At 71.6% G+C, this 25,580-nt stretch carries 23 protein-coding genes and 1 pseudogene; 16 read left to right on the top strand and 8 right to left on the bottom strand.

The window, feature by feature from the left end:
- Window positions 1-122 precede the first annotated feature (122 nt).
- Both K3769_RS00355 and K3769_RS00360 read left to right on the top strand, forming a co-directional pair.
- Window positions 123-989 carry a phosphatidylinositol-specific phospholipase C/glycerophosphodiester phosphodiesterase family protein gene (locus tag K3769_RS00355; protein WP_267024372.1) on the top strand — a complete coding sequence of 289 codons (867 nt, stop codon included), beginning with the start codon at window positions 123-125 and terminating at the stop codon, window positions 987-989.
- 144 nt (window positions 990-1,133) lie between these two features.
- Entirely contained in the window at window positions 1,134-1,328 is a 195-nt protein-coding gene (locus K3769_RS00360; protein WP_267024373.1) for a hypothetical protein, read from the top strand.
- A 40-nt stretch (window positions 1,329-1,368) separates the two neighbouring features.
- Here K3769_RS00360 and K3769_RS00365 read toward each other — a convergent pair whose 3' ends face one another.
- The 7 genes from K3769_RS00365 to K3769_RS00395 form a co-directional block, all read right to left on the bottom strand.
- A complete protein-coding gene (locus K3769_RS00365) occupies window positions 1,369-2,613 on the bottom strand; it encodes a phosphodiester glycosidase family protein (RefSeq protein WP_267024374.1) in 1,245 nt (414 codons plus the stop codon).
- 83 nt (window positions 2,614-2,696) lie between these two features.
- Window positions 2,697-3,071: a DUF779 domain-containing protein gene (locus K3769_RS00370; protein WP_267024375.1), complete on the bottom strand. Its 375-nt coding sequence runs from the start codon at window positions 3,069-3,071 to the stop codon at window positions 2,697-2,699.
- A 99-nt stretch (window positions 3,072-3,170) separates the two neighbouring features.
- Complete coding sequence (locus tag K3769_RS00375) at window positions 3,171-4,220, bottom strand: ABC transporter ATP-binding protein (RefSeq protein ID WP_282566025.1); 1,050 nt, start codon at window positions 4,218-4,220, stop codon at window positions 3,171-3,173.
- A 7-nt stretch (window positions 4,221-4,227) separates the two neighbouring features.
- Window positions 4,228-5,253 (bottom strand): ABC transporter ATP-binding protein, encoded by a 1,026-nt coding sequence (locus tag K3769_RS00380; protein ID WP_267024377.1) that lies wholly within the window; start codon window positions 5,251-5,253, stop codon window positions 4,228-4,230.
- The gene (locus K3769_RS00385) at window positions 5,250-6,302 is read right to left on the bottom strand and encodes an ABC transporter permease (RefSeq protein ID WP_267024378.1); all 1,053 of its coding nucleotides are present in this window, start codon (window positions 6,300-6,302) and stop codon (window positions 5,250-5,252) included. Before K3769_RS00385 ends, K3769_RS00380 begins: the two co-directional genes overlap by 4 nt.
- Window positions 6,303-6,316: 14 nt before the next feature.
- Window positions 6,317-7,246 (bottom strand): ABC transporter permease, encoded by a 930-nt coding sequence (locus tag K3769_RS00390; protein WP_267024379.1) that lies wholly within the window; start codon window positions 7,244-7,246, stop codon window positions 6,317-6,319.
- Window position 7,247: 1 nt separating this feature from the next.
- The gene (locus tag K3769_RS00395) at window positions 7,248-8,837 is read right to left on the bottom strand and encodes an ABC transporter substrate-binding protein (protein ID WP_267024380.1); all 1,590 of its coding nucleotides are present in this window, start codon (window positions 8,835-8,837) and stop codon (window positions 7,248-7,250) included.
- 320 nt (window positions 8,838-9,157) lie between these two features.
- On the opposite strand from K3769_RS00395, the gene K3769_RS00400 reads away from it, so the two are divergent.
- The 8 genes and pseudogenes from K3769_RS00400 to K3769_RS00435 form a co-directional block, all read left to right on the top strand.
- Window positions 9,158-10,132 (top strand): 2-hydroxyacid dehydrogenase, encoded by a 975-nt coding sequence (locus tag K3769_RS00400; protein WP_267024381.1) that lies wholly within the window; start codon window positions 9,158-9,160, stop codon window positions 10,130-10,132.
- Window positions 10,133-10,201: 69 nt separating this feature from the next.
- Window positions 10,202-11,476, top strand: coding sequence for a glucarate dehydratase family protein (locus tag K3769_RS00405; RefSeq protein ID WP_267024382.1), 1,275 nt, complete (start codon window positions 10,202-10,204; stop codon window positions 11,474-11,476).
- 16 nt (window positions 11,477-11,492) lie between these two features.
- Window positions 11,493-12,470 carry a 2-hydroxyacid dehydrogenase gene (locus K3769_RS00410; protein ID WP_267024383.1) on the top strand — a complete coding sequence of 326 codons (978 nt, stop codon included), beginning with the start codon at window positions 11,493-11,495 and terminating at the stop codon, window positions 12,468-12,470.
- A 39-nt stretch (window positions 12,471-12,509) separates the two neighbouring features.
- A complete protein-coding gene (locus K3769_RS00415) occupies window positions 12,510-13,445 on the top strand; it encodes a 5-dehydro-4-deoxyglucarate dehydratase (protein ID WP_372514852.1) in 936 nt (311 codons plus the stop codon).
- Between the two features lie 142 nt (window positions 13,446-13,587).
- Window positions 13,588-14,160: an MSMEG_1061 family FMN-dependent PPOX-type flavoprotein gene (locus K3769_RS00420; RefSeq protein WP_267024385.1), complete on the top strand. Its 573-nt coding sequence runs from the start codon at window positions 13,588-13,590 to the stop codon at window positions 14,158-14,160.
- A 120-nt stretch (window positions 14,161-14,280) separates the two neighbouring features.
- On the top strand, window positions 14,281-15,159 hold the full coding sequence (locus K3769_RS00425) for an ABC transporter ATP-binding protein (RefSeq protein ID WP_267024386.1): 879 nt from the start codon (window positions 14,281-14,283) through the stop codon (window positions 15,157-15,159).
- A complete protein-coding gene (locus tag K3769_RS00430) occupies window positions 15,156-16,136 on the top strand; it encodes an iron-siderophore ABC transporter substrate-binding protein (protein WP_267024387.1) in 981 nt (326 codons plus the stop codon). Before K3769_RS00425 ends, K3769_RS00430 begins: the two co-directional genes overlap by 4 nt.
- 73 nt (window positions 16,137-16,209) lie before the next feature.
- A pseudogene (locus K3769_RS00435) lies at window positions 16,210-18,279 on the top strand (iron ABC transporter permease); the annotation flags it as partial.
- 105 nt (window positions 18,280-18,384) lie between these two features.
- On the opposite strand, the gene dpgD reads toward K3769_RS00435, so the two are convergent.
- Window positions 18,385-19,188 (bottom strand): enoyl-CoA-hydratase DpgD, encoded by an 804-nt coding sequence (gene dpgD, locus K3769_RS00440; RefSeq protein WP_267024388.1) that lies wholly within the window; start codon window positions 19,186-19,188, stop codon window positions 18,385-18,387.
- Between dpgD and K3769_RS00445 the strand changes: the two genes are divergently transcribed.
- The 6 genes from K3769_RS00445 (at window position 19,187) to K3769_RS00470 (ending at window position 25,504) form a co-directional block, all read left to right on the top strand.
- Window positions 19,187-19,516: a hypothetical protein gene (locus K3769_RS00445; RefSeq protein WP_267024389.1), complete on the top strand. Its 330-nt coding sequence runs from the start codon at window positions 19,187-19,189 to the stop codon at window positions 19,514-19,516. The genes dpgD and K3769_RS00445 overlap by 2 nt on opposite strands.
- Before the next feature lie 317 nt (window positions 19,517-19,833).
- On the top strand, window positions 19,834-20,901 hold the full coding sequence (locus K3769_RS00450) for an ornithine cyclodeaminase family protein (RefSeq protein ID WP_267024390.1): 1,068 nt from the start codon (window positions 19,834-19,836) through the stop codon (window positions 20,899-20,901).
- Between the two features lie 270 nt (window positions 20,902-21,171).
- Window positions 21,172-22,182, top strand: coding sequence for a guanitoxin biosynthesis L-enduracididine beta-hydroxylase GntD (gene gntD / locus K3769_RS00455; RefSeq protein WP_267024391.1), 1,011 nt, complete (start codon window positions 21,172-21,174; stop codon window positions 22,180-22,182).
- A gap of 127 nt (window positions 22,183-22,309) precedes the next feature.
- A complete protein-coding gene (gene vioD / locus K3769_RS00460) occupies window positions 22,310-23,425 on the top strand; it encodes a capreomycidine synthase (RefSeq protein ID WP_267024392.1) in 1,116 nt (371 codons plus the stop codon).
- A gap of 181 nt (window positions 23,426-23,606) precedes the next feature.
- On the top strand, window positions 23,607-24,806 hold the full coding sequence (locus K3769_RS00465; RefSeq protein WP_267024393.1) for a sensor histidine kinase: 1,200 nt from the start codon (window positions 23,607-23,609) through the stop codon (window positions 24,804-24,806).
- On the top strand, window positions 24,803-25,504 hold the full coding sequence (locus tag K3769_RS00470; protein ID WP_267024394.1) for a response regulator: 702 nt from the start codon (window positions 24,803-24,805) through the stop codon (window positions 25,502-25,504). Before K3769_RS00465 ends, K3769_RS00470 begins: the two co-directional genes overlap by 4 nt.
- Window positions 25,505-25,580: the final 76 nt, after the last annotated feature.

Consider the following 25,580-nt stretch of genomic DNA (forward strand, 5'->3'; position numbering starts at 1 on the left):
GTCCGGCCAACTCCCCGCACGACCCTGCTCCTTGGGCATGTCCACGCCGCATACTCTCCCCAGTCCCGGCTTCCCGGCCGGGGCGGACCACGGCTTCGTACGGCATGCCCAGGGAGGCAGACATGGCCCTCACCACCCGTCGCAGAGCCCTCACCACCCTCGCCGCCGGACTCGCGGGCGGGATCGCCCTGCCCGCCTACGCGCAGGCGAGTGAGGACCGGCACCGTCCGCGCCCGCTGTGGCGGGCCCACGCCCACAACGACTACCTCCACCCCCGGCCCCTCTTCGACGCGCTCGACCACCGCTTCGGCAGCGTCGAGGCCGACATCTACCTCGTCGACGGCCAACTCCTCGTCGCCCACGACCCGGTGGAGCTGGACCCGGCCCGCACCCTCGAATCCCTCTACCTCAGGCCCCTCGCCGCCCGGGTGAAGGCCAACGGCGGCTCGGTGTACCGGGGCTACCGCAAGCCGCTCCAGCTGCTGATCGACATCAAGACCGAGGGCTCGGCCACGTACCTCGAACTGGACCGCCGACTGCGGCGTTACCGGCACCTGTTCACGACGTACGCCCAAGGCCGCGTCCACCCCGGCGCGGTGACCGCCGTGATCTCCGGCGACCGGGCCGCCCGGGTGCCCATGGAGGCCCAGACCGTACGGCACGCCTTCTACGACGGCCGCCTCCTCGACCTGCTGGCCCCCACCCCGGCCCCGGCCTCCTTCATCCCGCTGATCAGCGACAACTGGACGCTCAACTTCACCTGGCAGGGCGTCGGCACGTTCCCCGAGGCCGAGCGGCAGAAGCTGCGCGGAATCATCCTGGCCGCACACTCCCGGGGGCAGAAGATCCGCTTCTGGGCCACCCCGGACCTGCCGGGCCCCGCCCGGGACGCGGTCTGGAGCGAACTCCTCGCCGCGGACGTCGATCACCTCAACACCGACGACCTCGCGGGCCTGGAAGCCTTCCTGGACGCCCACCGGCGGGGATGACGGGGGCGGGGGTCCGGCCCGGCCCCGTCACGCGCAGTCAACACACGTTCGGCGGACACGTCAGCCGCACGGACGAACCCCCCGCTACGCCACACTTGCGGCCGAAAGCCGCGGTGTCGCGTGGCGTGGCGGAGGAGGTTGACGGTGGCTATTTCCATCTCTGTGGTGCTGCTGCTGGTGATTCTGACGGTGGTCTTCCTGCGCAACGGCGCGCTGAAGCTCTCGCACGCCGTGGTCTGCGTCCTGCTCGGCTTCTATCTGGCGAGCACCAGCATGGCGCCGACCATCCACGACGGGGTCACGGCGACGGCCGACATCGTCAGCAGCCTCAGGCCGTAGCGGACCTGAGGCTCCGGCGGTCGTGAGGTTCTGGCGGATCTCAGGTCTTGGAGAACACGCCGATCCCGTTGGGCACCGGGCGTTCGGCCCCGCCGCTGGGGTGGTTGCGTACGGTCGCGGTGGCCGACCCCAGCTCCCGGGCGGCCAGCGTGGTGGAGCCGCCGCCGTCCAGACTGAACGCGTCCACCGACCCCAGCTTCCTCATCTCGCCGGCCACCTCCGCGATGGTGAGGCCGGTGCGGAACTCCGCCGCCCCGTCGAGCGCCAGCAGCAACAGCCGCTTCCCGCCGTCGGCGATGCCCGCCGCGGTCCGTACCGCCGACGTCACGTCGTCGAGCCCCGCGAGCGGCTGCCCGCCCCGCAGGACCGGATACCCGCCGATCGCGAAGCGGTACGGGGTCTTCGACGCGCCCGCCACCAGCCGGTGCCGCACGACGACCCGCTCGCCCACGGACAGCTTGCGCAGCTGCTGGGCGCCCGCCTCCCGGCCGACCAGGACCGTGGTGTCCGAGGCGATGGTTCCGCTGCCGGGGGTGTCGGCCGACGACACGACGCGGCCGTCCCGGACGGTCACCTCGTAGGTGTCCGTGCTGCAGGGCGCGGCCCGGTCGGTGTCCGTCCCGCAGATGGCCCGCACCCGCGAGACCTGACCCCAGTCCGAGGTGAACGCTCCGACGGAGCCGACGGGCAGCGCGTACTGGTTGAGACCGCCGAGCGGCAGGGTGGCCCCCGTGGTCCCGACCGTACCCTCCAGAGCGAGGCTGTCGAGGCGGGCCCGGTGGTCCGTGCCGACTCCGAGTACGTCCTCGGTGCTCGTGCCCGGCGGCAGAGCGGGACCGAAGCGCTGGCCGTCCGGTACCGCCGCCTTGAGGGTGTGCCCCTTCGCGACGGCCGGGCCGACGGACGCGCCGGTCGCCTCCACCCCCGGATGCTGGGTCTCGGAGATGTTGAAGAAGTCGCCGTTGACGCCCGCGACGGCACCCTGGTCGTCGGCCAGCCGGGAGACCGTCGCGCGGGCCGCGACCACCCCCGGCGTGAGCAGGTCGACGCTCACCGCGGGGTTGGCGAGATCGACGCTGAGCACATGGGCGTGGGTCACACCCTTCGCGGCCGTGATGTCGAACTCCGTATAGCGCACACCCGGCGCGATCCGGCTGAAGACGGGTGCGCCGCCGCTCGGCGCGCCACTGGCCGGTGCCGCCCCGGTGAGGGCGGCACCGGCCAGCGCGCTCCATGCGGCGAAGACCGTCAGTGCGGTTCTGAGTCGTCCGGTGCGTAGTGTCACGGTGGCCCCTGCTCTCTCCGCTGTCTCCTCAAATGGCCGAGGACACAGGGGAGTTCACCACAGAGCGGGTGCCTTGACGATGACTACGTGCCGACGAGGCGCGAACGCGTCAGGAAACGTACCCCTTCGGGTGCCTCCAGCGAGAAGCCGCTGCCCCGCCCCGCCACCACGTCGATGATCAGCCTGGTGTGGCTCCACACCTCGTGCTGACTGCGTGACATCCAGAACGTGACCGGTTCCTCGACGCCCTCCACCGCCAGCGAGGCGAGCAGTACGTCGGAGTCGCCGGTCCTGAACTCACCCGCCGGGTAGCACATGGGCGCGCTGCCGTCGCAGCAGCCGCCGGACTGATGGAACATCAGCGGCCCGTGCGCGTCCCGCAGTTTGCGCAGCAGCTCGGCCGCGGCGGGGGTGAGTTCCACGTGTGGGGCGGAGTCGGGGTCGGTCGTCGAGGACACCGGGCATCACTCCTCATCGCTTCGAGGACACTGCCGCGGACCCTACCGCCGGCCGCGGGCGGGTGCCCCCCACCGGCCCGCAGCCGATGCGCCGCCCGCTCATGTCCGCGCGGCGCCCTCCTCCAGGGGAAAGTGGCACAGCGCGGTGTGGGAGCCCCGCTCGACCACCGGCGGCGCCTGCACCGCGCACAGCTCCTCGGCCCGCGGGCACCGCGTGCGGAACCGGCACCCCGACGGGATGTCGAAGGGCGAGGGGATCTCCCCCTTGAGCTGGATCTCCCGGTCACCGGAGGCCCGGGACGCGTCCAGGACCGGCGCCGCCGACATCAGGGCGGCGGTGTACGGGTGCTGCGGACGCTCGAAGACATCGTCGGTGGCTCCGTGTTCGATGACCTTGCCCAGGTACATCACGGTCACCCGGTCGGAGATGTACCGCACCACGGACAGGTCGTGGGAGATGAACACATAGGCCACGCCGAGGCGTTCCCGGAGTTCCGACAGCACGTTCAGGACCTGGGCCTGCACCGACAGGTCCAGCGCGGAGACCGGCTCGTCGCAGACGATGAGGTCCGGGTCCAGCGCCAGTGCGCGGGCGATGCCGATGCGCTGGCGCTGTCCGCCGGAGAACTCGTTGGGGTAGCGGTGGGCGTCGCCGGCGCGCAGCCCGACCAGGGCGAGGAGCTCGCGGACGCGCTTCTCCCTGGCCTTCGCGTCCGGTACGACGTCCCGGTGGGTGCGCCAGGGCTCCCCGATCAGGTCGGCGGCCGACATCCGTGCGTTGAGCGAGGCGAAGGGATCCTGGAAGACCATCTGCACGCGGCGGCGCCAGGCCAGCAGGTCCTTGCCGCGCAGGGCGAACGGGTCGGTGCCGTCGAACCGTACGGTGCCCGCGTCGGGCCGTTCCAGGCCGAGCAGCACCCGGGCGAGTGTGGACTTCCCGCAGCCCGACTCGCCCACGAGCCCGAGGGTCTCGCCCCGGCCGAGCCGGAGGTCCACCCCGTCCAGCGCGGTCAGCCGGCGGCGGCCGTGACCGAAGGTCTTCGTGACCCCAGTGACCTCCAGCAGGGGCGCGGACTCCTCCGGTGGGCCGGCGGGGTGGCCCTCGACGAGAGTGGTGGCGCGGGTTTCGGACGTGCGGCTCTCAGGCATGGGACGTTCAGGCACGGTCGAGCTCCTCGGAGAAATGGCAGGCGGCCGAGCGTCCGTCGCCCGACGCGCGCAGGGACGGCCGTTCCCGGACGCAGCGCTCGCGCACCAGCGGACAGCGGTCCTGGAAGACGCAGCCGGCCGGCACCGCGCTCAGTTCGGGCGGGCTGCCGGGCACGGCGGGCAGCGGACGCCCGCGCACGGCGTGTTCCGGCACCGAGTCGAGCAGCCCTCGGGTGTAGGGGTGGCGGGGAGCGGCGAAGACCTCGCGCACCGGGCCGTTCTCGACGACCGTGCCCGCGTACATGACGACCACGTCGTCCGCGCGCTGCGCCACCACGGCCAGGTCGTGGGTGATCAGGACGAGTGCCATCTCCCGCTCGTCCTGGAGGTCCCGCAGCAGCCGCATGATCTGCGCCTGCACGGTCACGTCGAGCGCGGTGGTGGGTTCGTCGGCGATGAGGACGTCGGGATCGAGGGCGACGGCCATCGCGATCAGCAGCCGCTGCCGCATACCGCCGGAGAACTGGTGCGGGTAGGAACGGGCCCGCTGCCGCGGCTCCGGGATGCCCACCCGGGTCATCAGCTCGATCGCCTTCTCGTGTGCCTCGCGCCGGGAGAGCCCGCGGTGGATGCGGAACGGCTCACCGATCTGCCGGCCGACCGGCTGCACCGGATTGAGGGCGGTCAGGGCGTCCTGGAACACGATCGACAGCACGGGACCGGCGAGTTTCCTGCGCTCCGCCGGGCTCATCCGCAAGGTGTCGTTGCCCCTGACCCGGACGGCACCTCCGGTCACCTCGGCCGCGGGGTCCAGCAGCCCCACGACCGACAGCGCGGTCATCGACTTGCCGCAGCCCGACTCGCCGAGGAGGGCGAGGGTACGGCCACGGCGGACGCTGAAGCTGACGCCGTCGACGGCGCGTACCCGCCCGGCGGGTGTGCTCAGGTCGACGCGGAGCCCCTCGACGTCGAGGGCGGGGGAGTCGTCGGGGGTGTCGGCGGCGGACGGCGAGGGCGCGGCGGTGGTCGTCACGGGATCAGCTCCGGGGGTACGGCGGCGGAGGCACCGCGGCGCTTCGTGGGCAGCGTCAGTCGCCAGCGCTGCGCGGGGTCGGTGGCCATGCGGACCCAGGCCGCGAGCACCGTGGCGGACACGGTCGTGAACACGATGGCGAGCCCCGGAAGCACGGTGATCCACCAGGCGGTCTGGAGGTACTGCCGGCCCTGGGCGACCATCAGGCCCCAGCTGACGTCCGGCGGCTGGATGCCGATGCCCAGGAAGCTGAGCGAGGACTCGGTGAGCATGACGAAGCAGAAGTCGAGCGTGGCGACCGTCAGCAGGGTCGGCAGGGCGATCGGCAGGATGTGCCGGTGGATGATGTGCCGGCTGGGGGTGCCGAAGGTGCGGGCCGCGTCCACGAACAGCCGGCTGCGCAGTTCTGCGGCCTCCGCCCGCGCGGTGCGCAGATACACCGGTATCCGGGCCACCGCGAGGATCAGTACGAGGTTCAGCGCGCTCGGCGAGAAGACGTACAGCACGACCACGGCGATCAGCAGGGACGGGAAGCTGAGGATCACGTCGGCGACCCGCAGGGCGAGGCTCTCGCGGCGGCCTCCGTGGTAACCGGCCCACAGGCCGAGTGCCGAGCCGATCAGCAGGGAGCAGAGTACGGCGGGGACGGCCACGGACAGGGTCGTCGCGGCGGCGTCGACCAGCCGGGCCAGCACGCTGCGCCCGAGGACGTCGGTGCCGAACAGTCCGTACACCCCGTCGCCCAGGGACGGGGGCCGCAGGGAGGCGTCCAGGTCCTGGCGCTGCGCGCGGTCGCCGATGACGAGCCGCCCGAAGAGCGCCACGAGGACGACGAGGGACAGGACGACGGCGGCGACGGCCGCCGCGCGGTCGCGGCCCAGCATGCGCCACCAGTTCGCCCGGTGGGGCGCGGATCTCCCGTCGGCGGCGGTATCGGCAGCGGTGGTGTTCGCAGTCTCGGCGGCGGTCTCCGCCGTGGTGTCGGCCGCGGCGGTGCCCGCGGCGGGGTCCGCGGCGGGGTGCGCGGCCGTGGGTTCTTCTCGGGGCATGGTGCTTCCTTCGCTCACGCCGGCACCGCCAGTCGCACTCGGGGGTCGGTCAGCGCGTGACAGACGTCGACCAGGATGTTGAGCGCGAAGATCGTCACCGCGGTGAGGAGCACGGCCGCCTGGAGGACCGCGAAGTCGCGCTGGAGGATGGAGTCGATCATGAGTTTGCCGATGCCCGGCCAACCGAAGATCGTCTCGACGATCACCGCGCCGTTGACCAGGCCCACCGCCAGGTCGCCCGCCACGGTCAGCACCGGCGTCACCGCGTTGCGCAGGGCGTGCCCGAAGATCACCCGCCGGGGAGTGGCGCCCTTGCTGCGGGCGATCTTGACGTAGGGGGCGGAGAGCGCGCCGACCATGCTGCCGCGCACCACCTGCACCAGCACGCCGAAGGGGCGGATCAGGAGGGTGGCGACGGGCAGGACCCAGATCTCGGGTCCGCCGAGGGTGCCGGAGGTCGGCAGCCAGCCGAGGCTCACCCCGAAGACGAGCACACCCATGATGGCGAACCAGAAGTCGGGGATGCTGGCGGCCGTCATGGACAGCAGGCTGGCGATCCGGTCGACCAGGGAGTTGGGGCGGTAGGCGGCGATGCTGCCGACCAGCAGCGCTCCGGTGATCGCGAGCAGCATGGTCACCCCGGCGAGCTGCAGGGTCACCGGGAAGGCGTCCAGCACCATTTCGGTCGCCGGCTGCCCGGTCCGCAGCGAGGTGCCGAAGTCCAGGTGCGCCGCGTCGACGAGGTAGTTCCACAGCTGCGCGGGGATCGACAGGTCGAAGCCCTGGGCGGCGGAGAACTCGGCCCGCTGCTCCGCGGTGGCGCTCAGGGGGAGATAGAGGTCGACCGGGTTGCCGGTCATCCGGGCCAGGAAGAAGACGCCCAGCACCACACAGAACAGCGGGATGGCGCTGGAGATCATGCGTTTGCGCAGGAAGGGGATCATGTCAGTCCTTCGCCCCCTCGGCGGGAGCGACCTCGGCCAGCCGCATCTCGTCGCCGGTGGCGGAGTTCGGTTCGTACCGGATCGACGGTGACAGCCCGAGCAGTCCGGTCATATGGGCGATGTGGGTGTACTGGACGACGGAGTCGTTCTGGTCGGCGAGCAGGTCGGCGAAGGCCCGCTGGCGCTTCTCGCCGGACAGCAGCCCCGCGTCGGCGATCCGCCGGTCGAGGTCCTTGGTGCCGAAGGTGGACTGCGGTCCGTCGCTGAGCAGGTACTGACTGGCGGTGAAGGCCGCGTCACCCGCCTGGTTGCCGTGCATGATCAGCAGGGCGATGGGTCCGACGTTCTTCGGCAGCGGCCTCAGCTGGTATTGGAGCTGGGTGGCCGTGTCGGCCATGCGCACCTTCACGTTCAGCCCGATCTCCTCCATCTGGTACTGCAGCGCCTCCGCCGTCTCCGACACTCCGGAGAACATGCCGTTGCGGGCGACCAGGGTGATCGTGCGGCCGGTGGGTACGCCGTCGGCCTTCGCCTCCTTCACCAGGGCGCGGGCCTCGTCCACGTTCTGGCGGGTCGGCTCGATCGCGTCGCTGTGTCCGACCACTCCGGGCGGTACGAGCTGGCCCGCGGGTTCGGCCAGTCCGCCGAGCAGGGCGTCGATGATGCCCTGGCGGTCGACGGCCAGGTCGATGGCCCGGCGCACCCGCAGGTCGTCGAGCGGCGCCTCGCGGCCGTCGAGGCGCAGCGCGGTCGTCTCGTTGTTGGGGTAGGAGACGGTCGTGTCCTTCTCCGCCTCCATCGAGTCGAGCGCGACGGCGATCTCCGCCTCGTCCTTGTCGATCATGGCGGCCCGGACACTGGCGTCGCTGCGCCAGACGTAACGGGCCCGGGGAAAGGCCGGAGCCCTGCCCCAGTAGTCCTCGTTGCGGCTGAGGGAGATCGCGGTGCCGGCCTGCCACGAGCGGACGGCGTACGGGCCGGTCCCGATCGGGACGCGCACCTTGGCCTCGGTGCCGGTGGAGCGCGGCACGATCTCCACGAAGCTCAGACGCAGCGGGAGGATCGGGTCGGGCTCGGGTGTGGTGACGGTCAGCCGGTTGTCGTCGACCGCCTTCACCTTCAGGTCGTCGTCGCCGAAGACATAGCCCTCGACATTGCAGGCGAGGCCGGAGTTGACCGCCCGGTCGATGGAGAAGGCGGCGTCCTTCGCGGTGAACGGTTCACCGTTCTGGAACGTCACCCCGCCGCGGGTGTCGAAGCTCCAGGTGCGCGGCCCGGTCTGCTTCCAGCCGGTCGCGAGCAGCGGACGCAGTTCGCCCGAGTCGGGATCGCGTTCGACGAGCGGCTCGGTGATGTTGGACCGGACGACGACGCCGGTGCTCGTCAGGGAGGCCTCGCAGGGCTCCAGCGTCGGTGGTTCCTGGGTGAGCACCACGCGCAGGGTGCGGCCGTCGGCCTGGCCGGCGTCACCGCCGGCGCTGTTGGCCACGGCGCAGCCACTGGACACCAGCACCGTGCCCGCCAACAGCAGGGCGGTCGTCGTGCGGGGCCGCCGTCGGCCGGGCGGAAGGGAGGAAACGGGGGACTTCATCGTCGGCGTATCTCCGGGGGAGTGCTGATGTGTCGCGTTCCGAGTTCGGGCCGACCTCCTGAGCTGTTTACACTGACGTACTCGGTCCGCATCTGTGAACGCCGAAGCTAAACCGGCACCGTGGCAGCGTCAAGGGATGCGCGGTCACGGATCTTCTCGGAGTCGTTGCCGGTGAGGCGCCCGGGTCTTCCCTGCCGGGCGCCGCGGCGCCCGCGCCGTCACCGCCCGTCGCCGGACGACCACCGTCCGGCCCCGGCCCTCACGGGTGCCCGCCGAGGACCGCACGTCCATGAAACCCCAGCCCTGACGGGAGTACCACCATGTCCCACTCCACCACCCCCGATGACCCGGCCGTCGCCCCGGGGACCCTTCTCCAGGTGTCCCCGCTGCTCCCCGCCCTGGAGAGGGCGCTGGCCGAGCGCCACCGCACCGTGCGGCTGCACGAACTGCCCGACCCCGCCGCCTACCTGCGCGAGGAGGCCGGTGACGTGGTGGCCGCGGTGACCAGCGCGCGGTTCGGTGTCGCCAACTCCCTGATGGACGCGCTGCCGCGACTGGGCGCGATCGTCCACTTCGGCGTCGGCTACGAGACCACGGACGTGGCCCACGCCCGGGCGCGCGGCATCGTCGTCAGCAACACCCCCGACGTGCTCAACGACTGCGTGGCCGACCTCGCCGTCGGCGGTCTGATCGACGTCATGCGCGAACTGTCGGCGGCCGACCGGTACGTACGGGCAGGTCGGTGGGGTGCGGCGTCCTACCCGCTGACCTCCCGGGTGAGCGGCAAGCGCGTGGGCATCCTCGGGCTCGGCCGGATCGGCCGGGCCGTCGCGCGCCGCCTCGAAGGCTTCGACATGGACATCGCGTACTGCTCGCGAGTGCCGGTGGCCGACGTTCCCTACCGCCACGTTCCGACCGCGCCGGAGCTGGCCGCCGAGTGCGACGCGGTCGTCGTCACGGTGGCGGGCGGGGCGGGCACCCGGGGGCTGGTCTCGGCGGAGGTGCTCGACGCGCTCGGCCCCCGGGGCTTCCTGGTCAACGTCGCGCGCGGCAGCGTGGTCGACGAACCGGCCCTGGTCGCGGCGGTGCGGGAGGGGCGGATCGCCGGCGCCGCGCTCGACGTCTTCGCCGACGAGCCGAACGTGCCGCCGGAGCTGCTGGAGTCGGACCGGGTGCTCCTGCTGCCGCACGTCGCCAGCGGCACGCACGAGACGCGGCAGGCCATGGCCGACCTGGTCCTGGGCAACGTCCGGCGGTTCATGGCGGAGGGGGTCCTGCTCACCCCGGTTCCGTGATCGGCCATTGACAGCCACATGGATGCTGTCTACAAATGAGAACGCGGACTACATATGAGGACGGCATTCATGGCAGGGAACGCAGCACGCATCGCCGACGTCACCGTGACCCCCGTGGCCTTCAAGGACTACCCACTGCTCAACACGGTCGGGGTGCACGAGCCCTACGCGCTGCGCACGATCGTCGAGCTGACCACCGAGTCCGGCGTCACCGGCATCGGCGAGACCTACGGCGGCACGGTCCACCTCGAACGGCTGCGCCGCGCCGCCGGGGAACTGACCGGCCTCGACGTCTGTAACCTCAACGACCTGATCGCCCGCACCACCCGCGCACTGGGCGAGGACACCTCCGGCGGCGACGGCATGTCCGGGATGGTCACCGGCAGCAGCGCGGTCGACCGGGTCATGTCACCCTTCGACGTCGCCTGCCTGGACATCCAGGGCAAGCTGCTCGGCCGGCCGGTCAGCGACCTGCTGGGCGGCGCCGTCCGCCCCTCCGTCCCCTACAGCGCCTACCTCTTCTACAAGTGGGCCGCACACCCCGGGCAGCCGGACGACGACTGGGGTGCCGCCCTCGACCCGGCGGGCCTCGTCGACCAGGCCCGCCGCATGATCGACACGTACGGCTTCTCCTCCATCAAGCTCAAGGGCGGTGTCTTCCCGCCGGACGAGGAGATCGCGGCGGTCAAGGCCCTGCGCCGGGCCTTCCCCGACCTGCCCCTGCGCCTCGACCCCAACGCCGCCTGGAGTACGGAGACATCGCTGCGCGTCGCCCGCGAGCTGGACGGTGACCTGCAGTACCTGGAGGACCCGACCGAGGGCCTCGACGGCATGGCGGCCGTGGCCGCGGGGACGCCGACACCCCTGGCGACCAACATGTGTGTCGTCTCCTTCGACGACCTCGCGCCGGCCGTGGCCCGCGGCTCCGTCGGCATCGTCCTGTCCGACCACCACTTCTGGGGCGGACTCCGGCGCGGCCTGCAACTGTCCGCGATCTGCGACACCTTCGGCCTCGGCCTGTCGATGCACTCCAACTCGCACCTCGGCATCAGCCTCGCGGCCATGACCCACCTCGCGGCGGCCACCCCACGCCTCACCTACGCCTGTGACACGCACACACCCTGGAAGCAGCCGGACGAGGACGTCGTCGACACCGGGGTCCTGAAGTTCACCGACGGCCGCGTCACCGTCCCGACGGCACCCGGCCTGGGCGTGGAACTGGACCGGGACGCGCTCGCCCGACTCCACCGGCAGTACCTCGACTGCGGACTGCGCGACCGCGACGACACCGGCTACATGCGCACCGTGGACCCGTCCTTCTCGACCAAGACCCCCCGGTGGTGACCCGACCGTGCACATCATGCTCAACCACCGCATCCTGAGCCGCTTCCACGAACCGCTCCAGGCCCGTGCGCAGGGCCCGCACACCTGGCTCGAAGTCTTCGACTGGGCCCCGGAACGGATCTCCGAGGCCATCCCCGGCGCCGAGGTGTTCGTCGGTTCGCGGCTGTCCGCCGAGGACGCCCGGCGCGCCGAACGGCTCCGCCTCGTCCATGTCGTCGGCGCCGGGTACGACGGCATCCCACTGGACGCGCTCGGCCCGCAGGTGTCGGTCACCACCACGCACCACCACGGCCGCTCCATCGCCGAGCACGTGCTCATGTCCGTCATGATGCTGTCCCGCGACGTCCTGGGCGCCGACCGCGCACTGCGGGCGGGACAATGGCGCAACGTGGCCGTCGACCCCCGACTCCCGTTCGGGACGACGCTGGAGGGACGCCGGATCGGCATCATCGGCTTCGGCGAGACCGGCACCGAGGTCGCCCGCCTCTTCCAGGCGGTCGGCATGCGGGTGCGGGCCGTGCGGCGCGACCCCTCCGCACCGGTCCCCGCCGATCTGCGAACCGACTGGATCGGCGGCGACGAGCGGCTGCCCGACCTGCTGGCCGACTCCGACGTCGTCGTGGTCACCGTTCCCCTCGGCCCCGCCACCCGCGGCCTGATCGGCCCCGCCGAACTGGCGGCCATGGGACCCGGCACCCTGCTGGTCAACGTGGCCCGCGGTCCGGTCGTCCAGGAGGACGCGCTCTACGAGGCCCTCGACACCGGCGTCATCGCCGGGGCCGCGCTGGACGTGTGGTGGTCGGGTCCGCCGCAGGCGCCGAGCCGGCTGCCGTTCCACGACCTGCCCAACGTGCTCATGACCCCGCACCACTCGGGCCACACCACCGACACCTTCGCCGCCCGCGCGGTGGAGATCGCCGACAACATCAACCGCCTGCAGCAGGGCCGCCCGCTCATCAACGTGGTGCGCGCGGGCGCCGCCACGGCCGGCTGACCCGGCGCCCGCGCCCCCTCACCCCACCTTCTCGCCCCACTGCCCCAGGAGTTGAAGACCCCCATGCTCGAAGGCGTCCTCTTTTTCCCCGTCACCCCCTTCACCGATGCCGGCGAGGTCGACCTGGCCGCCCTGCACCAGCACGTGGCGGCGGGCGCCGACGCCGGCCCCGGCGGCGTGTTCGTCGCCTGTGGCACCGGCGAGTTCCACGCCCTGGACGTCGAGGAGTTCACCGCGGTCGTCCGGACCGCCGTCGACGCCGTGGCCGGACGGGTCCCGGTGTACGCCGGGGCGGGAGGCGCGCTCGGGCTGGCCCGCCGCTTCGCCCGCGCCGCCGTCGAGGCCGGTGCGGACGGCCTGCTGCTGATGCCCCCCTACCTGGTGGACTCGCCCGCCGCGGGCCTGGTCGCGTACGTCCGCGCGGTCGCCGAGGAGACCTCCCTGCCGGTGATCGTCTACAACCGGGGCAACGCGCGCTTCGACGAGCACACGGCGTCGGCAGTGGCCCAACTGCCCACGGTCACGGGCTTCAAGGACGGCACCGGCGACCTCGACCTCGTCGCCCGGATCATTCCGGCCGTACGTGAGTCGCTCAGCGCGTCCGGCAAGGAGTTCCAGTTCTTCAACGGGATGCCCACCGCCGAGGCGAGCCAGCCGGCCTACCGCGCCCTGGGCGTGAAGCTGTACTCCTCGGCCGCGTTCGCCTTCGCCCCCGACATCTCCCTCGCCTTCCACCGCGCGGTGGAGGAGGACGACACCCAGCGGGTCGACGCGCTGCAGCGGGCCTTCTTCCACCCCCTCGTCAGGCTCCGTCAGCGGGTCCCCGGCTACGCGGTGGCCCTGGTGAAGGCGGGGGTGACTCTGGAGGGCAGCAAGGCGGGGCCGGTCCGCCCGCCCCTGACCTCCCTCGGCGCGGCGGAGATCGAGGAGTTGGCGGCCATCATCGCCGAGGGACGCGCCGTGCTCGCCTCCTGAGCACGAGACGTCCGTACGGGAAGTCCATGCGGTACGCCGCTGCCTCTGGCGTCTCTCAAGTAAGGCATGCCTAACAACGTCGGATAATGTTCTGCGTGCAACTACTTGTACCCGCCGGACGCACGTATGTTTGGAGTCGGCCTTGCCGTACACGATCGACACCGCTGGACAGGGCCCGGACGCCGTCACCGGGAACGACGAGGAAGGCTGGGTCGAACTGGGGTCGAGCGCCGAGCTGCGCGAGCTGCTCGGCGAACCCTGGCCCATCGTGATCGAGAAGGTCCACGACCGGCTCGCCGACCAGGACCGGGACATCATCGCCCGCTCGCCGTTCTGTCTGCTGGCCACCTCCGACTCGCACGGCAACTGCGACGTCTCCCCGCGCGGCGACACCGCGGGCTTCACGCATGTCATCGACTCCGGCACGCTCGCCCTGCCCGACCGGCCGGGGAACCGGCGGGGCGACAGCTTCCACAACATCCTCGACAACCCGCACGCCGGTCTGCTCTACCTGATACCCGGCAGCAAAGAGGTGCTGCGGGTCAACGGCCGCGCCCGCATCCTCACCGACGCCCCGTTCTTCGACGCCATGACCGTGAAGGGTCAGCGCCCCGCGTTGGCCCTGGTCCTGGACATCGAGGAGATCTACCTGCACTGCCCGGCGTCGCTGCGGCGCTCGGGAGTGTGGAACCCGGAGTCGTGGCCCACCCACTGACCGGCTGACCGGCCGACTGACCGGCCGACTGGCGGTCCGGCCGGTCGGCCGCGCACCGCTCGAACCCCCGTGCGGACACCCCCCGCCCAGCAAAAATAAGGGTAGGCTAACCTTCGTCAGGTGAGATCTGGTGAAGAAACAGCCGACACCCCGCGTCTTCGCGGTCACCAACTGTCGGCCACGAGCGTGACCGTCGCGTACGACGGCGTCGCCGTCGTGCACGACGCGGCGGTCGCCCTGCGGCCCGGCGAGGTGACCGTCCTGGTCGGCCCCAACGGCAGCGGCAAGTCGACGCTCCTGCGGACGATCGCCCGTCTCCAGCGGGCCCGCCACGCCACGCTCAGGATCGACACCGAGACCGACGGCCTCGCCCTGAGCGCCCGTGAGTTCTCACGGCACGTCGCCCTGCTGACCCAGGGCCGCCCCACCCCCAGCGGACTGACCGTGCGGGACGTCGTCGAGTTCGGCCGCTACCCCTACCGGGGCCGCTTCGGCCGCCCCGACCCGGACGCCTCCGCCGCGATCGACCGCGCGCTCGCTCTGACCGGCGTCACGGACCTCGCCGAACGCGGCGCCGACCACCTCTCCGGCGGCCAGCTGCAGCGGGTGTGGCTCGCCAGTTGCCTCGCCCAGGAGACCGGCGTGCTGCTGCTCGACGAGCCGACGACCTACCTCGACCTGCGCTACCAGATCGAACTCCTCGACCTCATCCGCGACCTGGCGGACGACCACGGCATCGCCGTCGGAGTCGTCCTGCACGACCTCGACCAGGCGGCGGCCATCGCCGACCGGATCACCCTGCTCGAAGCGGGCCGCATCGTCGCCGACGGCCCGCCCGAGGACGTCCTCACCCCGGAACGCCTCACCGACGTCTACGGCATCCGCATCGACGTCGACCACGACCCCCTCACCGGCCGGTTGCGCACCCGCCCGATCGGCCGTCACCACACCCGGCACACCCGCAGCACTCGAACCGAAAGGCTCGGCACCACCTCATGAGACGCCTCCTCCTCACCGCGGCCGCCACCACCGCCGCGGCGCTCACCCTCGCCGCCTGCGGCAGCACCGAGCCCGCCGCCGACAAGACCGAGAAGACGTCCGAGGCCATCACCCTCACCGACGGCGGCGGCAAGAAGCTCAAGCTCGACGGCCCGGCCACCAAGGTCGTCGCCACCGAGTGGAACGAGGTCGAGAACCTCATCACGCTCGGCGTCGACCCCGTCGGCGTCTCCGACGTCAAGGGCTACAACACCTGGGACTCCGCCGTCCCGCTGAAGAACGACCCGAAGGACATCGGCACGCGCGGCGAGCCCAGCATGGACACCGTCGCCGCCCTCGCGCCCGACCTCATCCTGGCCTCCTCGGACCTGGCGCCCGCGGCCGTGAAGCAACTGCGCAAGGTCGCCCCGGTGCTGGAGATCAAGTCGGCCGACGGCTCCGACCAGATCGGGCAGATGCTGGAGAACCTCGACCTGATCGCCAAGGCCACCGGCACCACCGACAAGGCCGAGACGGCGCGCAAGGACTTCGAAGCCAAGATCACCGAGGGGAAGAAGGCCCTCGCCGACGCCGACCTCACGGGCACGGACATCGCCTTCGCCGACGGCTACGTCACCTCCAACCAGGTCACCCTGCGCCCGTACACGGACGGTTCCCTCATCGGATCCGTCAACAAGCGCCTGGGCCTGAAGAACGCGTGGAAGGTCAAGGGCGACGCGGCCTACGGTCTCGGGTCCACGGACGTCGAAGGACTCACCGAACTGCCGAAGGGCACGCAGTTCGCCTACATCGGCAACGACGGCGACAAGAGCGCCACCCCGTTCACCGGCGTGCTCGCGAAGAACGCCGTGTGGAAGTCCCTGCCGTTCGTGAAGGCCGGTGACGTGCACCGCCTGGACGACGGCATCTGGATGTTCGGCGGCCCCGGGTCGATGTCGGCGTACATCGACGCCCTCGTCGCCGCGCTGACGAAGTAGCGCCAGAAGACGAAGCAGCGCCAGAAGACGGAACAGCGCCGGACACAGAAGTCGGCGAAACAGAAGCAACGGAGCCATGGCCGTCAACGCAACCTCCCCCGTCACCCGCCCGTCGACGGCCGCGTCCCGGGCGGGCGCGACCGCGGTGACGGCCGCGCTCGTCCTCCTGGTCGTGGCCCTCGGGGTCGTCGACATCACCCAGGGCACCGCCGACGTCGGACCGGCCGAGGTGTTCAGGGCCCTGACCGGGCAGGGCGAGGGGGCCGACACGTCCGTCGTGATCGCCTCCCGGCTGCCGCGGATGGCCGCCGGCATCCTGGTCGGCGTCGTCCTCGGCGTGGCGGGCGCCGTACTGCAGGCCGTCAGCCGCAACGTCCTCGCCTCACCCGACACCCTCGCGGTGAACGCCGGTTCGTATCTGGCGCTCGGCCTGGTCGGCGCCACCGGCGTCTCGCTGCCGCTGCTCGCCTCGTCCTCGGTCGCCTTCGTCGGCGGACTCCTCGCCGCGGCCGTCGTCCTCGCCCTGTCCGGCCTCGGCACCGGCACCGTACGGCTGGTCCTCGCGGGCACCGCGCTGGCCCTGGGCCTCAACTCCGTGACGCAGGGCCTGCTCCTGCTGTTCCCGGAGCAGACCGAGGGCCTCTACCAGTGGAACCAGGGCAGCATCAGCCAGAACGGCTTCGACGGCGTCCTGCAGATGCTGCCCGTCGTCCTGGCCGGGATCGTCGGGCTGCTGCTGGTCGCACGCCGCGTGGACGCCCTCGCCCTCGGCGACGACGCCGCACGCGGCCTCGGCGTCCCGGTCCGCGCCACCCGCGTCACCGTGGTCGTCCTCGCGTCGCTGCTGTCCGCGGCGGCCGTCACCCTCGCCGGTCCCATCGGCTTCGTCGGCCTGTGCGCGCCGGCCCTGGTGCGTCCGCTCGCCCGCAGACTCAAGGGCTTCGCCCGCGCCCGTACGACCCTGCCCGTGGCGGGACTCGTGGGCGCGGCGCTGGTCCTCGGGTCGGACGTGCTGCTGCGGGCCCTCGTCCCCTCGGACCGGGCGGTCGCCGTGCCCACCGGCGTCGTCACCAGTCTGGTCGGAGCCGTCTTCCTGGTGGCGATGGCCCTGCGACTGCGGGACACCTCCTCGGCCGAGGCCCCGGACCGGATACGTATCCCCAGCCGGACCGCGTTCCTGGTGACACTGGCCGGGCTCGTCGCCGTCGTCGTCGGTGTCGCGATCGCCGGCGCCCTGCTCGGCGACAGCAAACTCCTGCTCGGCGACCTCACGAACTGGGCGCAGGGCCGGGCCGGCCGAGCCGTGTCCTTCGTCCTCGAAACCCGCGTCCCCCGCGTGCTCGCGGCCCTGTGCGCGGGTGCGGCGCTCGCCCTGGCCGGCACGCTCGTCCAGGCCGTCACCCGCAACCCGCTCGCGGAGCCGGGCGTCCTGGGCGTCTCCGGCGGCGCCGCGCTGGGCGCCGTACTCCTCGTCACCACCGCGCCCGTCGCCGGTACGTGGGCGGTGGCCGGTGCCGCGTTCGCGGGCGCCGCGCTGACCTCCGTCCTCGTCTTCGGACTCGCCGCCAAGGGCGGCTACCAGCAGAACAGACTGGTCCTCGTCGGCATCGGCGTCGCCGCCGGTACCGCGGCGCTGATCAGTCTGCTGATCGTGCTCACGGATCCGTTCAACGCCACGAAGGCGCTGACCTGGCTGTCCGGTTCGACGTACGGCCGGACCATGCCGGACGTGCTGCCCGTCGCCCTCGTGCTGGTCCTCGGCCTGGTCGTCGCCTTCGCCCGGCGCACCGAACTGGACCTCGTCTCCCTCGACGAGGACACCCCGCGCCTCCTGGGGCTGCCGCTGTCCCGGGCCAGGCTCGGCTTCCTGGTGGTGAGCGTCCTGCTCAGCGCGACCGCCGTCGCCTCGGCCGGCACCATCGGTTTCGTGGGCCTGGTGGCACCGCACGCGGCCCGCGCCCTGGTCGGCCGACGGCATGTGCGGGTGGTGCCGGTGGCCGTCCTGCTGGGCGCCGCACTCGTCTGCACGGCCGACCTCCTCGGCCGCACGGTCATCGCCCCCGCCCAACTGGGCGCGGGCCTGATGACGGCCGTGATCGGCACGCCGTACTTCCTGTACCTGCTGGTACGCAGCCGCCGGTGAGCCCGGTGAGCCCGGTGAGCCCGGTGAGCCCGGTGAGCCCGGGAGTCCGGTGAGCCCGATGAGCCCGATGAGCCCGGGAGTCTGGTGGCCCCGTGAGTGCGCGGCTCAGCGGGCCCGCCACCGCGGTTCGCGCTTCTCGGCGAAGGCGCGAGGGCCTTCGACCGCGTCACTGCTGTGCATCCGCCGCTCCTCCCACGGGTACCGGGCGGTGAACGCGGCCTCCAGAGGCAGGGCGGCCGACTTGGTCGCGGCCTCCTTGACGGCGCGGACCGCCAGGGGCGCGCAGCGCACGATGTCCGCCACCCACGCCTCGGTGGAGTCGTCGAGGTCACCGGACGCCACGACCTCGTTGACGAGACCGAGTTCGTAGGCGCGCTGTGCGGTCATCGGCCGCCCGGTCAGCAGATGCCCCATCGCCGTCTTCCACGGCAGCTGACGGCTCAGCCGGAACACTCCGCCGGCCCCCGCGACCAGCCCGAGCCTGGCCTCCGGCAGGGCGAAGGTCGCGTCGTGCGAGGCGACGACGACATCACAGGCCAGGGCGAGCTCGAACCCGCCGCCCAAGGCGTAGCCGCGTACCTTGGCGACGACCGGTTTGGCCAGATCGAACCGTTCGGTCAGCCGCGGCCAGCCGGGCTTCCCCCGGCTGCCGAACGTGGAGGGAGCGGCCTGTCCCTCCCGCTCCCGGCGCGCCAGTTCCTTCAGGTCCTGTCCGACGGAGAACGCGCGGGTCCCGGCGCCGGAGAGCACGGCGACCCACAGGTCGTCGTCGCCCTCGAAGTCGTCCCAGATCTCCGCCAGTTCCTCGTGCATACGGAGGTCCATCGCGTTGAGGACCTCGGGCCTGTCGAGCGTGATCCGGGCGACGTGGGCGCTCTTGTCGTAGCGCACTCTTGAACGCTCAGCCATGCGGGGGACCTTGACCTGCCTCTACGACGGAGTCGGGCTGCCTTCGGGCGGAGTCGGGCTGGTCGGGGGACTGGGGCTGCTCGGCGACGAGGTCGGGCTGCCTGAAGGACTGCCTGAGGGACTGTCCGAGGGGCTGTCCCGCGGAGGGGCCTGTTCCTTGTCGTTGTGGCCACAGGCGGCCAGCGCGCCCGCCAGGCTCGCGGTCCCCAGCCCTGCCACGAAGGTACGGCGGGACATCGCTCCCGCCGTACCGGACGTCCTGGCCATGCGTCACTTCCTGTCGCCTCGTCCCGTACCGGCCGACGGGGCACCGCCGACCGGAGCGTGAGAACACGCTTTCGCCCACCGTGTGACAGCCGCGGGAGGTGACACCCGAGTCCTACGGCACTCCACGGCCCGCGTCATCGTCACGACGCCGACGACGGCGTGTCAAGCGCCCCGCGATCCACCCGGCCGGACGCGGCGGCGAGCAGCGACTGTTCAACCCGCGCGAGGCCGCAGTTGAACGACCGGCCGGGTGGACACACCATTGATCGCCCGTGTGACGTCGGGTCATAGTGCTGCGGCAAGGACCCCTTTCCCGTGCCCGTGCCGGAGGTACTCCCGTGGCAGTGCGAGACATCGCGTACACCGAGCGGCACTTCCATGCTTGAGCTGACCGACGCGGACGTGACCGGGCTGCTCGGCAAGGTCGATCTCGTCGACGTCGTGCGCGAGGTGTTCCAGGCCCACGCGGACGACCGGACCGTACTGCCCGAGGAGAGCTGTCTGCGGTGGACCAACGACCAGGGTGAGTCGTGCCGCAGTCTCAACATGCCCGGCCTCGTCGAGATCGACGGCAGGCGCATCGCCGGGACGAAGATCATCAACGCGAGTCTGGGCAACCCCGACCGCGGTCTGCCCCGCGCCGGCGGCATCGTCCTGCTCTTCGACATCACCACCGCCCGGCCGGTGTGCTCGATGGACGCGGCCCGCATCTCCGCCGGGCGCACGGCCGCGGTGAGCGTCCTCGCCGCGGAACTGCTGTGGGCCCGGCCCGCCCGCTCCATCGGGCTGATCGGCGCCGGAGCCCTGGCCGAGGCGCATCTCGACCTGGCCCTGCGCAGATGGCCCTCGGTACGCGAGGTCCACCTGTACGACCAGGTGCCCGACCGTGCCCTACGCCTCGCCGAGCGCCTGGGGGACACGTACCGTACGGTCGCCCTCGACGTCGTCGCGTCCGCCGAGCGGGCGGTGCGCGACGCGGAACTGGTCATCCCGGTGACCACCACGACGACCGGGTACGTCCGGGCCGACTGGATCGCCCCCGGTACCGTCACGGTCAACGTGTCGTTGGACGACCTGCTCCCCGAGGCGTTCACGGCCGCCGACCAGGTGATCGTGGACGACTGGAGCCTGGTCGCCGCCGACACCACGCGGCTGCTCGGCAGGATGCACCGCTCGGGCGACGTACTGCCGCCACCGCGCCACCGGACACCCACCGGCGCCGGGCGCCCGGCGCCCGCCGTCGAGGTCGCCGCCGAGCTGTGCGACCTCATCAGCGGCGCCGCGACGGGCCGCAGGTCCGCCGAGGACCGCATCGTGGTGAACCCGTTCGGCATGTCACTGCACGACGTGGCCGTGGCCGGAAGGCTCTTCCACGACCACTACGCCCACCGAGCCACCTCGACCACCTCGACCAGCACGACGAGCACGACGAGCACGACCAGCTGAGATAACCAGCTCCTGCTTTGACCGGCGATCGTTTCCAGAAAACGTGCCATCGCCCGGTGAGGAGTGCGAATCAGCGTTCGCTGCGGCAGCGCAGAGCACACAGCAATCAGTTCCATTGTGCGGATGTCGATGTCGAAGGATCGCGACCGGCCGGTGCCCCCTGACGGACACCGTATCGGCCAGCACCTTCTCAACGGGCCGAAGAGATTCTCTCGACGGCGTATCCGGAAACCAATTCGTCGTACGCAAGGTACGGAGAGGAAAATCAGCATGGACAGGCTGGAACTCGACGAGACCGAAATCGGCGCGATGACAGAGCTCGTCGACGAGTTCGAGGAAGAATTCGCCACCCTCGACTCGGAGGAGGCGCTGCACCGCGCCACCGTGCTCGCCCACCAACTCCCCAACAGGGTCCGACTCCACCTGAACGCCTTCCGGCTGGAACAGCTTTCAGGCGTGCTGTGCATATCCGGCTACCAGGTCGACCAGGACCGGCTCGGCCCCACGCCTGCGCACTGGCGGGGCCAGACCGGGCCTTCGCCCGCCCACCGCGAGGAACTGCTCCTCATGCTCTGCAGCTCGCTCCTGGGCGACCCGTTCTGCTGGGCGACCCAGCAGGACGGCAGGATGATCCACGACATCATCCCCATCCAGGGCCACGAGCACGAGCAACTGGGCTCCAGCAGCGAGGCGTTGCTGACCTGGCACACCGAGGACGCCTTCCACCCGCTCAGGGGTGACTTCCTGTCGTTCGCCTGCCTGCGCAACCCCTACGGTGCCGCGACGACGGTCGGTTACGCCGACGACCTCAAACTGCCGCAGGACGTACGGGAGACCCTGTTCGAGGAGCGGTTCATCATCCGCCCCGACGAGTCGCACCTCGGCAAGAACAACACCGTGCCGGACGGGGAGCGTCTCGAATCCTTCGAGGACATCGAGGAGATGCAGCGCAACCCCGACCTGGTGGCCGTCCTCTTCGGCAACCCGGAGCAGCCCTACCTCCGGGCCGACCCGTACTTCATGAGCGTCGAGGACGGGGACGACGAGGCGCGCTTCGCACTCGACACCCTGGTCAAGGCGATGGACGAGGCGATCTTCGATCTCACGCTCGCCAGCGGTGACTTCTGCTTCCTGGACAACTTCCGGGTCGTCCACGGCCGCAAGCCCTTCAGGGCCCGTCACGACGGGACGGACCGCTGGCTCAAGCGGGTCAACGTCACCGGCGACCTGCGCAAGTCCCGCGCCGCACGGGACGCCAGGGCGGTCCGCGCCAGCCGCTGAGCCCGAAACCCAAGGCCCGACGGGTGACCGCCCGGAGGCCCGGCTCCGCCAGGACCGGGCGGTCACCCGTCGCATCCGCATCCGCGCATCCGCATCCGCCACTCCGACACGGAGAACGAGGGCACACATGAGACTCCGGTCCGCACCGCTCGAAGACTGGCTGCGCGATTACTACTTCACCGCCGAGATCGACATCAGCTCCAGCGGTTTCCACTCGTACTCCATGGCGGAACTGCGCGCGAAGACCGGCCTGCGCCACGCGGAGATCGACCGGCTGGTGTTCGACGACGGCTACTCCCTCGGCGCACCCGAGGTACGCGCCGCCGTCGCCCGCCACTGCGGGGGCGTCGACCCCGACAAGGTGATGACGACGAGCGGCTCCGGCGAGGCCGTGTCGCTCGTCCTCAGCGCGCTGCTGCGCCCCGGCGACGAGGTCGTGGTCGTCCAGCCCGGCTACCACCTGCTCGTCGAGTACGCCGTCGCGCTCGGCTGCACCGTCAAGACCTGGCGGCTCGACCCGGACCGGGACTGGCAGCCCTCGCTGGACGAACTCGCCGGGCTGATGAGCGAGCGCACCCGGGCCGTCATCGTCAACTTCCCGCAGAACCCGACGGGCGCCACCCTCACCGAAGCCCAGCAGGAGCGTCTCGTCCGTCTCGCGGAGGGCGTCGGCGCGTACGTCCTGTGGGACGGCGCGTTCACCGACCTCACCTACGACGCCCCGCCGCTGCCGGAGATCACCGCCCGGTACGGGCGTGCCGTCAGCTTCGGCACCTTCTCCAAGGCGTTCGGGCTGCCCGGCCTGCGGTTCGGCTGGTGCGTGGCGCCCCCCGAGCTCCTCGCCGACTGCGTACGCATCCGCGACTACACCACACTGCACGTGTCACCCCTCGTCGAACTCCTCGCGCTGGGCGTCCTGGAGAACGCCGACGCGTTCATCCGGCCGCGCCTCGACCAGGCCAGGATCAACCGGACCACCCTGACGGACTGGGCGACGGCCCACCCCGGACTCGTATCGCTGGTACCACCGGCCGGCGGCGTCACGGCCTTCCCCCGCCTGACGGGAATCGCCGACGCGGACGCGTTCTGCGACGAGCTCTTCCAGAAGCGGGGCGTCCTGGTCATTCCCGGATCCTGTTTCGGCCGTCCGCAGCACATCCGGGTCGGCTTCGGCGGCAGACCCGACCTGCTCCGAGAAGGACTGGACCGCCTGACGCTCGCACTGACCGAAGCCCGCGGCTGACCCCGCCCGCACCCTGCCGGCCCCACCGGGTCCCCCCGACCGGGGACGGCGCCGTCCCCCGCACGAGGGACGGCGCCATCGCCTTGTGGAGGGACGATCCCGAACAGCGCCGACTGCCATAATGACCGACGTGCACCGTGCGAAGGCTTGGCGTGACACCTGGATCGCGACGCGACGGCGAGTGTCCGAACTACCGCACGCGGGTGCGCTGTCCGGGGCCGTCCTCGGGCTCCTCGCGGTCCTGGAATCGCTCGCCGAGTTCGTCGGCGCCCACGGTTCGATTCCCCGGCTGTTCGCCGACGCCACCGCGCAGGCCGGCCCGCACGGCAGCGCGGCGGGCGTGCAATTCGCCATGGTGGTCGGGCTGTTGTGCCTGTCCACGGCCCTGCCCCTGGTTTTCCTGCGCCCTCTGGCCGCCGGGCTCACCGTCACCGCGGCGAGCATCGGCTCGCTCCTGATCTTCGAGACACTGACCCTCGCCGGGCTCGCCGCCCAGCTCGTCGCCCAGTACCGGCTCGGCCGCGGCGGCTCCCTCCTGCCCGCCGCGCTGCTCGGCACACCCTTCCTCGTGCTGGCCCTGACCGGACCCGACGACACCGACTACCGCGTACGGGCCGTGCTCGTCGCGGCGCTGGCCCCGCTGGCCGCCTTCACCGGACTCGTCGCCCGCTCCCACGAGCAGAACCGGCAGCACAGCGCCATCCGCGCGGTCATGGACGGCACCCAGTGGGAGAACGCGGCCCGCGGCGAACGCGTCCGCATCGTCCGTGAACTGCACGACGTCGTCGGCCACCACATCTCCATGATCGCCGTACAGGCCGAGACCGCCCGGATGGCCACCGCCGGTATGCCCGCCGAGGGCGCCGAACGCCTGCTCGGCATCGGGGACACCGCCCGCGCGGCCCTGAACGAGATGCGCCGGCTGCTCGGCGTGCTCCGCGAGGACACCGAGTCGGTCACCGGCGGCGACCGGCGACCCCAGCCCGACCTGGGACAGCTCCACGAACTGCTCGAAGAGGCACGCAAGGCGTCCGCCACGTCCATCCGCCTCATCCTGAGCGGATCGCCGCGGACGCTGGACCCGGGCATCGAACTCGCCGCCTACCGCATCGTCCAGGAATCCCTCACCAACGCCCGCAAACACGCCACCGGCGCCGCCGTCGACGTGGAGCTCACCTACGCCGACGAAACCCTGCGCGTGCGCGTCCGCGACAACGGCCCGGGACCGCCGCCCGACCTGACCACCGGCGGATACGGCCTCCTCGGCATGCGGGAACGCGCGTCGGCGGTCGGCGGCGACGTACAGACCGGTTCGGCGTTCGGCGGCGGCGGGTTCGTCGTCGAGGCGCGATTCCCCGCCAAGACGGAAGAGACCCCATGAACACCCCGACCTCGCTGATCCGGGTCGTCGTCGCCGACGACCACGTCGTGGTCCGCACCGGCTTCGCCGCGCTGCTCGACAGCCAGCCCGACTTCACCGTCGTACAGACCGCGTCGTCCGGAGCGGAAGCGGTACGGGTCTGCCGCGAGGTCTCGCCGGACGTCGTCCTCATGGACATCCGCATGCCCGAGATGGACGGCATCGAGGCCACCAGGCAGCTCGTCGGCTCCTCGCCCGACGGCGCCGGCGTACCGCGCGTCCTCATCCTGACGACGTTCGACCTCGACGAGTACGTGTACGACGCACTGCGCGCCGGAGCCAGCGGCTTCCTCCTCAAGGAGGTCACCGCGGAACGCCTTTTCGACGCCGTACGCGTGGTCGCCGCCGGGGACGCCCTGCTCGCCCCCGGCATCACCCGCCGGCTCATCAGCGAGTTCGCCCTGATGCCCGCACGGCCCGACGCCACGCCGCCACCCGGAATGAAGGCGCTCACCGCACGCGAGCGAGAGGTCCTGCTGCTCGTCGCCGAGGGCCTCTCCAACCCGGAGATCGGCGCCCGGCTCGTCGTCAGCGAGGAGACGGTGAAGACACACGTCAGCCGCATCCTCGGGAAGCTCGCGCTGCGCGACCGCACGCAGGCCGTGATCGCCGCATACGAAACGGGACTCGTCGTACCCGGCACCCGCAAGCCGGAATAGCCCGCACCGGAAACCGCTCCTCGGCGGTGCGTCCGAGTGTTCAACTGCGGCACGGCGTCAGTTGAATACGCTCACC

The organism is Streptomyces ortus (genome assembly GCF_026341275.1).
Taxonomy (GTDB): Bacteria; Actinomycetota; Actinomycetes; order Streptomycetales; family Streptomycetaceae; genus Streptomyces; species Streptomyces ortus.